This is a genomic window from Streptomyces montanisoli (assembly GCF_017813245.1).
Classification (GTDB): domain Bacteria; phylum Actinomycetota; class Actinomycetes; order Streptomycetales; family Streptomycetaceae; genus Streptomyces; species Streptomyces montanisoli.
In genome coordinates, this window is the sequence record NZ_JAGIQL010000085.1 from 21,675 (window position 1) to 28,458 (window position 6,784).

Annotated in this window: 6 protein-coding genes; 4 read left to right on the top strand and 2 right to left on the bottom strand. The window is 73.3% G+C overall.

Annotated elements, in window-relative coordinates; all coding sequences use genetic code 11:
- The first annotated feature begins 136 nt into the window (after window positions 1-136).
- Both JFN87_RS20070 and JFN87_RS20075 read left to right on the top strand, forming a co-directional pair.
- Entirely contained in the window at window positions 137-1,450 is a 1,314-nt protein-coding gene (locus JFN87_RS20070; protein WP_209341870.1) for a M18 family aminopeptidase, read from the top strand.
- A 147-nt stretch (window positions 1,451-1,597) separates the two neighbouring features.
- Window positions 1,598-1,822: a DUF6458 family protein gene (locus JFN87_RS20075; protein ID WP_030899156.1), complete on the top strand. Its 225-nt coding sequence runs from the start codon at window positions 1,598-1,600 to the stop codon at window positions 1,820-1,822.
- Between the two features lie 66 nt (window positions 1,823-1,888).
- On the opposite strand, the gene JFN87_RS20080 is transcribed toward JFN87_RS20075, so the two are convergent.
- Window positions 1,889-3,757: an NHL domain-containing thioredoxin family protein gene (locus JFN87_RS20080; RefSeq protein WP_209341872.1), complete on the bottom strand. Its 1,869-nt coding sequence runs from the start codon at window positions 3,755-3,757 to the stop codon at window positions 1,889-1,891.
- Between the two features lie 46 nt (window positions 3,758-3,803).
- Here JFN87_RS20080 and JFN87_RS20085 point away from each other — a divergent pair, with 46 nt between their 5' ends.
- Entirely contained in the window at window positions 3,804-4,517 is a 714-nt protein-coding gene (locus JFN87_RS20085) for a phosphotransferase (protein ID WP_209341874.1), read from the top strand.
- A 10-nt stretch (window positions 4,518-4,527) separates the two neighbouring features.
- Window positions 4,528-5,022, top strand: coding sequence for an LURP-one-related/scramblase family protein (locus JFN87_RS20090; protein WP_209341876.1), 495 nt, complete (start codon window positions 4,528-4,530; stop codon window positions 5,020-5,022).
- A gap of 93 nt (window positions 5,023-5,115) precedes the next feature.
- Here JFN87_RS20090 and JFN87_RS20095 read toward each other — a convergent pair whose 3' ends face one another.
- Window positions 5,116-6,375, bottom strand: a complete 1,260-nt coding sequence (locus JFN87_RS20095) for an MFS transporter (protein ID WP_209341878.1) — start codon at window positions 6,373-6,375, stop codon at window positions 5,116-5,118.
- Window positions 6,376-6,784 lie beyond the last annotated feature (409 nt).

Here is a 6,784-nt window from a genome sequence, read left to right on the forward strand (position 1 = left end):
GGGCCGCGCTCGGCGCGCACATTGGCCGCGCTCAGGGCATTGGCCCGTTTCGTCACCCCCTCCGGAAGCTGCAGCGCGGGGAAGAGAACCGGTGAGGTCGGCCGTGGTCCCGTCACCCGTCGTTAGGGTGAGTTCCATGAGCACTTCCGCCGGCCGCCCCACCGCGCCGTTCGACCGTGGCCACACCGACGACCTGATGGCCTTCCTCGCGGCCTCGCCGTCCCCGTACCACGCGGTGGCGAACGCCGCGGCCCGCCTGGAGAAGGCGGGGTTCCGGCAGGTCTTCGAGACCGACGCCTGGGACGGCACGGCGGGCGGCAGGTACGTGCTGCGCGGCGGCGCGATCGTGGCCTGGTACGTCCCGGAGGGCGCGAGCGCGCACACCCCGTTCCGCATCATCGGCGCCCACACCGACTCGCCCAACCTGCGGGTCAAGCCGCTGCCCGACACCGGCGCGCACGGCTGGCGCCAGGTCGCCGTGGAGGTCTACGGCGGGGCGCTCCTGAACACCTGGCTCGACCGCGACCTCGGCCTCGCCGGGCGGATCACCCTGCGCGACGGCAGCGACCGGCTCGTCACCGTCGACCGCCCGGTGCTGCGGGTCCCGCAGCTGGCCGTGCACCTGGACAGGTCCGTCAACAACGACGGCCTCAAGCTGGACCGGCAGCGCCACATGCAGCCCGTCTGGGGTCTCGGCGACGCCCGCGAGGGCGACCTGCTCGCGTTCGTCGCCGACGAGGTCGGCGTCGCGGCGGACGACATCGTCGGCTGGGACCTCATGCCATACCCCGTGGAGCCACCGGCCTACCTGGGGCGCGACCGCGAGCTCGTCGCGGGCCCCCGGATGGACAACCTCCTCTCCGTCCACGCGGCGACCGCCGCCCTCGCCGCGGCCGTGACGACGGCCGGCGCGGACCTCCCGTACATCCCGGTGCTCGCCGCCTTCGACCACGAGGAGAACGGCTCCCAGTCGGACACCGGCGCCGACGGCCCGCTCCTCGGCACCGTGCTCGAACGCTCGGTGCTGGCGCGCGGCGGCACCTTCGAGGACCGGGCGCGCGCCTTCGCCGGCACCGTCTGCCTCTCCTCCGACACGGGCCACGCCGTGCACCCCAACTACGCAGAGCGGCACGACCCGACGCACCAGCCGCGCGCCAACGGCGGCCCGATCCTCAAGGTCAACGTCAACATGCGGTACGCGACGGACGGCGCGGGCCGCGCGGCCTTCGCCGCGGTCTGCGAGCGCGCGGGCGTGCCGTGGCAGTCGTTCGTGTCGAACAACGCGATGCCGTGCGGGACGACGATCGGCCCGATCACGGCGGCCCGCCACGGCATCACGACCGTCGACATCGGCGTGGCCATCCTGTCGATGCACAGCGCACGCGAACTGTGCGGCGCCGACGACCCGTTCCACCTGGCCAACGCCCTGACGGCGTTCCTGGAGGGCTGATTCCCGAGGCGCCGACGAGCGGCTGACGCGGTGTCTGACACGTCGGCTGACGCGATACCAGGAGCCGCCGCCCGCATGCCTGTTCCCTTGTGGGGTAACCGAGGTCAAGGCCCGGAAGGCCACCACTCGTAACAGGAGGCGGGACTCATGGGCATAGGCGGAAGCATCGCCCTCATCGCGATCGGCGCGATCCTCACGTTCGCGACCGACTGGCACATGAAAGGGGTGAACCTCGACCTGGTGGGGATCATCCTCATGGCCGTCGGCATCATCGGCATCGCGACCATCACCAGCATCGCCCGCCGCAGGCGCGGCGCCGTTCTGGAGGAGACGGTCGTGGAACGCGACCACCACCACGGCCCGATCCTCTGACGCCTGCCAGGCGCCGGTGACGCCTGCCAGGCGCCGGTGACGCCTGCCAGGCGTCGGCGACGCCCGTCAGGCGCCGGCGGCCTCGGCGGCGGCCTCCGTGCCCTCCGCGTCCATCCCCGCGAGTACGAGCCCGAGGCGGCCCGTGCCGTCCGGGGTGACGCGCACGGGGACGCCCCAGTCCTGCTGGTGGACGTGGCAGGCGGGGAACTCGATCGCCGGGTCGTCGTCGCACGACGCGGCCATCGCCGACACGTGCAGCACGCCCTCGCCGATCCCGTCGGCCAGCACCAGGTCGCGCACGAGGTCCGTGCCGGCGCCCTCGCCCTCCAGCAGCAGCTCGGGCGGCGTCGACGACACCAGCAGGCGCGTCGAGGGCCCGTACCGCGTGTCCAGCTTCTGCCCGCCCGGCGCGGAGAAGACCACGTCGAGGCGGACCTTGCCGGGCGCCACGTCCGTCGCGGCACGCCGGGTGCGGTGCGCCACCGCGTCCACCCTGACCGACTCGTCGGGCAGCCGCAGCCGCGTCAGCCGGTGCCGGCCCGACTCCACCACGACGATCTCGTCGCCCACGAGGACCGCGCCCGACGGCTCCCGCAGGTCGGTGGCGAGCGTGGTGACCTCGCCGCTCGCCGGGTCGTAGCGGCGCAGCGCGTGGTTGTACGTGTCGGAGACCGCGAGCGAGCCGTCGGGCAGCGCGGTCACCCCCAGTGGGTGCTGGAGCAGCGCCTGGTCCGCCGGGCCGTCGCGGTGGCCGAAGTCGAAGAGGCCGAGCCCGACGGCGGTGCCGACGGTGTACGAGCCGTCCTGCGCGCGCTCCACGTACCGCAGCGCGCTGTTCTCGGAGTCCGCGACCCACAGCCGGTCGCCCGCGACGGCGAGACCCGACGGCTGCGCGAACAGCGCCTGTTCGGCAGGGCCGTCCACCAGGCCCTCGCCGGTCGTCCCCGCGACGGCCTCGACCGTGCCGGCGGCCGGGTCGTACGTCCACAGCTGGTGCACGCCCGCCATGGCGATCCACAGCCGGTCGTGCCACCACGCGACGTCCCACGGCGACGAGAGCGGCACCTCGGTGGCCGGTCCTGAGGTGGGGGACTCGTGCCACCACCACTGCTTGCCGGTGCCCGCGATCGTCGTGACGGCGCCGGTCGCCGGGTCGTACGCGCGCAGCGCGTGGTTCACGGTGTCCGCCACGGCCACCGTCCCGTCGGGCAGCAGGGCGAGGCCCTGCGGCTCGCGGAAGGCGCCGGGACCGAAGCCGCGCTCGCCGCTGCCGACGCGCCGCACCACGGTCTCGCCGTCCTCGGCGAGCTCCACCAGCTGGTGGCGGGTCGTGTCCGAGACGAGGAAGTGGCCGCTGCCGGGCAGGACGACCGCCTTGCCGGGGAAGCGCAGGTCGGTCGCGACCGGCTCGGGCTCCACGTACGGCCCGTCACCGCGCCGCAGCGTGCCCTTCGCCGCGTGCTCGGCCTCCAGCTCGTTCACCAGCTGCTCGATCGCGTGGGTGTGCCCCTCGCCGGCGTGCTGGGCGACGATGTAGCCCTCGGGGTCGATCACGACGAGGGTCGGCCAGGCGTGCACCGCGTACTGCTTCCACGTGGCGAGCTCGGGGTCGTCGAGCACGGGGTGGCGCACCTCGTACCGCTCGACGGCGTCCACGACGGCCGCGTGCTCGGCCTCGTGCACGAACTTCGGCGAGTGCACACCGACGACCACGACGGTGTCCTTGTGGTTCTCCTCAAGATCCCGCAGGGAGTCCATGGCGTGCAGGCAGTTCACGCAGCAGAATGTCCAGAAATCCACGATCAATGTGCGACCTCGGAAATCCGCCAGAGACAGATCCTTGCCGCCGGTATTGATCCACCCGCCCTTGCCGATCAGCTCGGGGGCACGGACGCGGGCGCGGCGGGGTGCGGGCGCGGAGGCGAGGTCGTTCATGGAGTCAAGGGTGCCATGACGTCGTGGTTCGCATAGGTTCGCGGCCATGGGGACAGGGGAGCGGGCGGAGCCGGGCAGGCTCCTGGGGGCCGGGCGGGACGCGGACGTGTACGCGCTGGGTGGCGACGCCGACGACGACGGCGGTTGGGTGCTGCGCCGGTACCGCGGCGGGCTGGACGCCTCGGGTGAGGCCGAGGTCATGGCGTACCTGCGCCGGCACGGGTATCCCGTGCCGGAGGTGCGTCCATGGCGCGACGACGACGCCGTCGCGGACCTGGTGATGCGGAGGTTGACGGGTCCGACGCTCGCTGCGTCCCTGCTGGCGGGGGAGACCGAGCCGCGGGAGGCGGGCGTGCTGCTGGCTCGGCTGCTGCGGCGGCTGCACGCCGTGCCGCCGCGGTCGGGCGCCGGGCGCATCCTCCACCTGGACCTGCACCCGGAGAACGTGATGCTCACGCGGGACGGGCCCATGGTGATCGACTGGTCGAACACCGAGGAGGGCGATCCGGGCCTCGACCGCGCGATGTCGGCGCTGATCCTCGCGCAGGTCGTGGTGGGCGACTTCGGGGTGCCGCGGGAGGCGGTGCCTGCGGTGCGGGCGGTGTTGAAGGGCCTGTTGGCCCACGCCCCTGTTTCACGTGAAACACTCGCCGGCGCGCTGGCCCGCCGCCGGGCGAATCCGACCATGACGGCGGTCGAACTGGCGCGCCTGGACGACGCGGTGGCCCTGGTGTGGGAGACCCGGGGTCCGGCCGGGTAGGCATGGCCGCATGAAATACCAAGTGCGGGACCGGATCTTCGGCATCGGCGACGACTACTGGATCGAGGACGAGCACGGCCGCAAGGCCTTCCTCGTCGACGGCAAGGCGCTGCGGCTGCGGGACACCCTGGAGATCAAGGACACCTCCGGCCGGATCCTGATCACGCTGCGCGAGAAGATGTTCAGCCTGCGGGACACGATGACGATCGAGCGGGACGGCGAACCGCTGGCGACCATCCACAAGAAGCGGTTCTCGCTGCTGCGCAACCACTACCGGGTCGACCTGGTCGAGGGCACGGAGCTCGACGTCAGCGGCAAGATCTTCGACCGCGAGTTCGCGATCGAGTACGACGGCGAACTGCTGGCGGAGGTGTCACGCCGCTGGCTGACGGTGCGCGAGACGTACGGGGTCAACGTCGTACGGGAGGACGCGGATCACGCGCTCCTGCTCGCGGTCGCGGTGTGCGTTATCCGCATGGACGACAAGGAGCGCGAGGGCGATTAGCCGCGGGCCCGGCGGCCGGTCGGCGGCCCCTCGCCCAGCGACGGCCCGTCGCCCAGCCGCGGCCCGTCGCCCGGTCGGTGCGGCCGGGGGCGGTCAGCGCGTGGGCTCCTGCGCGTCCTGAGCCTCCCGGCCCCGCGCGGACAGCTGCCCGGTGTCGGCCCCCGTCCCGACCCCTGCTCCGGCCGACTTGGCGACCACGGGCGACCGGCGGCTGCCGCGGTCCAGGACGCCGCCGGTGATGGCGAGGCCGAGCCCGGCCACGGCGAGCACCGCGCCGACCAGGGTCGGCGAGGCCCAGCCCCAGCCGGCCGAGATGACCAGGCCGCCGAGCCAGGCGCCGCCCGCGTTGGCCAGGTTGAAGGCCGAGTGGTTCGAGGCGGCGGCCATGGTCGGCGCGTTCTCGGCCTTGGCCATCAGCAGCATCTGGACGGGCGTCGTGATGAGCGAGCCGACGGCCCCGATGAAGGCGATCGTGACCAGCGCGGGCACGGTGGAGTGGACGGTGAAGTAGAACGTCACCAGCGCCCCGGCGAGCAGGACGAGCCCCGCGTACAGCGTCGGGCGCAGGGCCCGGTCCGTGAGCGGGCCCGCGACGAGCGTGCCGAGCGTCATGCCGACGCCGTACAGCGCCAGCACCCAGGTCGTCGAGGAGTCGGAGAGGCCCGTCAGGTGCGTGAGCATCGGCACGAGGTAGCTGTAGACGGCGAAGAACCCGCCGAACCCGACGACGGCCGTGATCAGGCCGAGCGCGATCTGCCGGTTGCCCATGGCGCGCAGCTCGTGGCGGATGCCGGACTGCGAGCCGCGCGGCTGGTGCGGGACGAGGAACGCCAGCGCGGCGAACGCGATCAGGCCGATCACGGCGACCGCGAAGTAGGCGTACCGCCAGCCGAGCTGCTGGCCGAGCGCCGTGCCTGCGGGCACGCCGACGATGTTGGCGACGGTGAGCCCGAGGAACATGGTCGCGACGGCGCGTGCCGCGCGTCCCGGCGCGACGAGCCGTGAGGCGACGACGGCGCCGACGCCGAACAGCGCGCCGTGCGGCAGGCCCGCGAGCACGCGGGCCGCGAAGAGCAGCCCGAAGTTCGGGGCAAGCGCCGAGGCGGTGTTGCCGACGATGAAGAGCCCGGACAGGAGCAGCAGCAGCCGCTTGTGCGGTATCCGGGCGCCGATGCCGGTCAGCAGGGGAGCGCCGACGACGACGCCGAGCGCGTACGCCGAGACGAGGTTGCCGGCGTGCGGCACGGACACGCCGACGCCGTCAGCGATCTGGGGCAGCAGCCCCATCGTGACGAACTCGGTCGTGCCTATGCCGAACGCGACGACAGCCAGGGCCAGCAGTGCCAATGGCATGACGGCAGGGAAACCTTCCGGAGTGGGCGGTCAGGGGCACGGGAGCAGGACGGGCGCCCGGGGGCCGTCGCCGGCTCCCGCGGCCGGTCGCGCTGAGCACCATTGCCCGGCGCACACGAGAACAGGGGCCCACGCGAGTGGCCCCTGCCCAGTGCAGCAGACGCGGAGGCCCGCACATTCCGTATCGGCCCACGAGCCACAGTGACGAATCTCGCACCCCGCGGCGAAGCCACGGGACCGCCGGCCGCGGGACCGCCCGGGCGGTGGGCAGCCACTGGGCCGCCGCGCCAGGTGGCGGGTTGCGGCGATGCCTGGGGTGTGGGGGCGGCGCCGCCCGCCAGGTCGGGAGAGCACACGTCTGGACACCTGTCTCCGATGCACCTCGTATGCCGTGCTCCGGCTGGTGAGG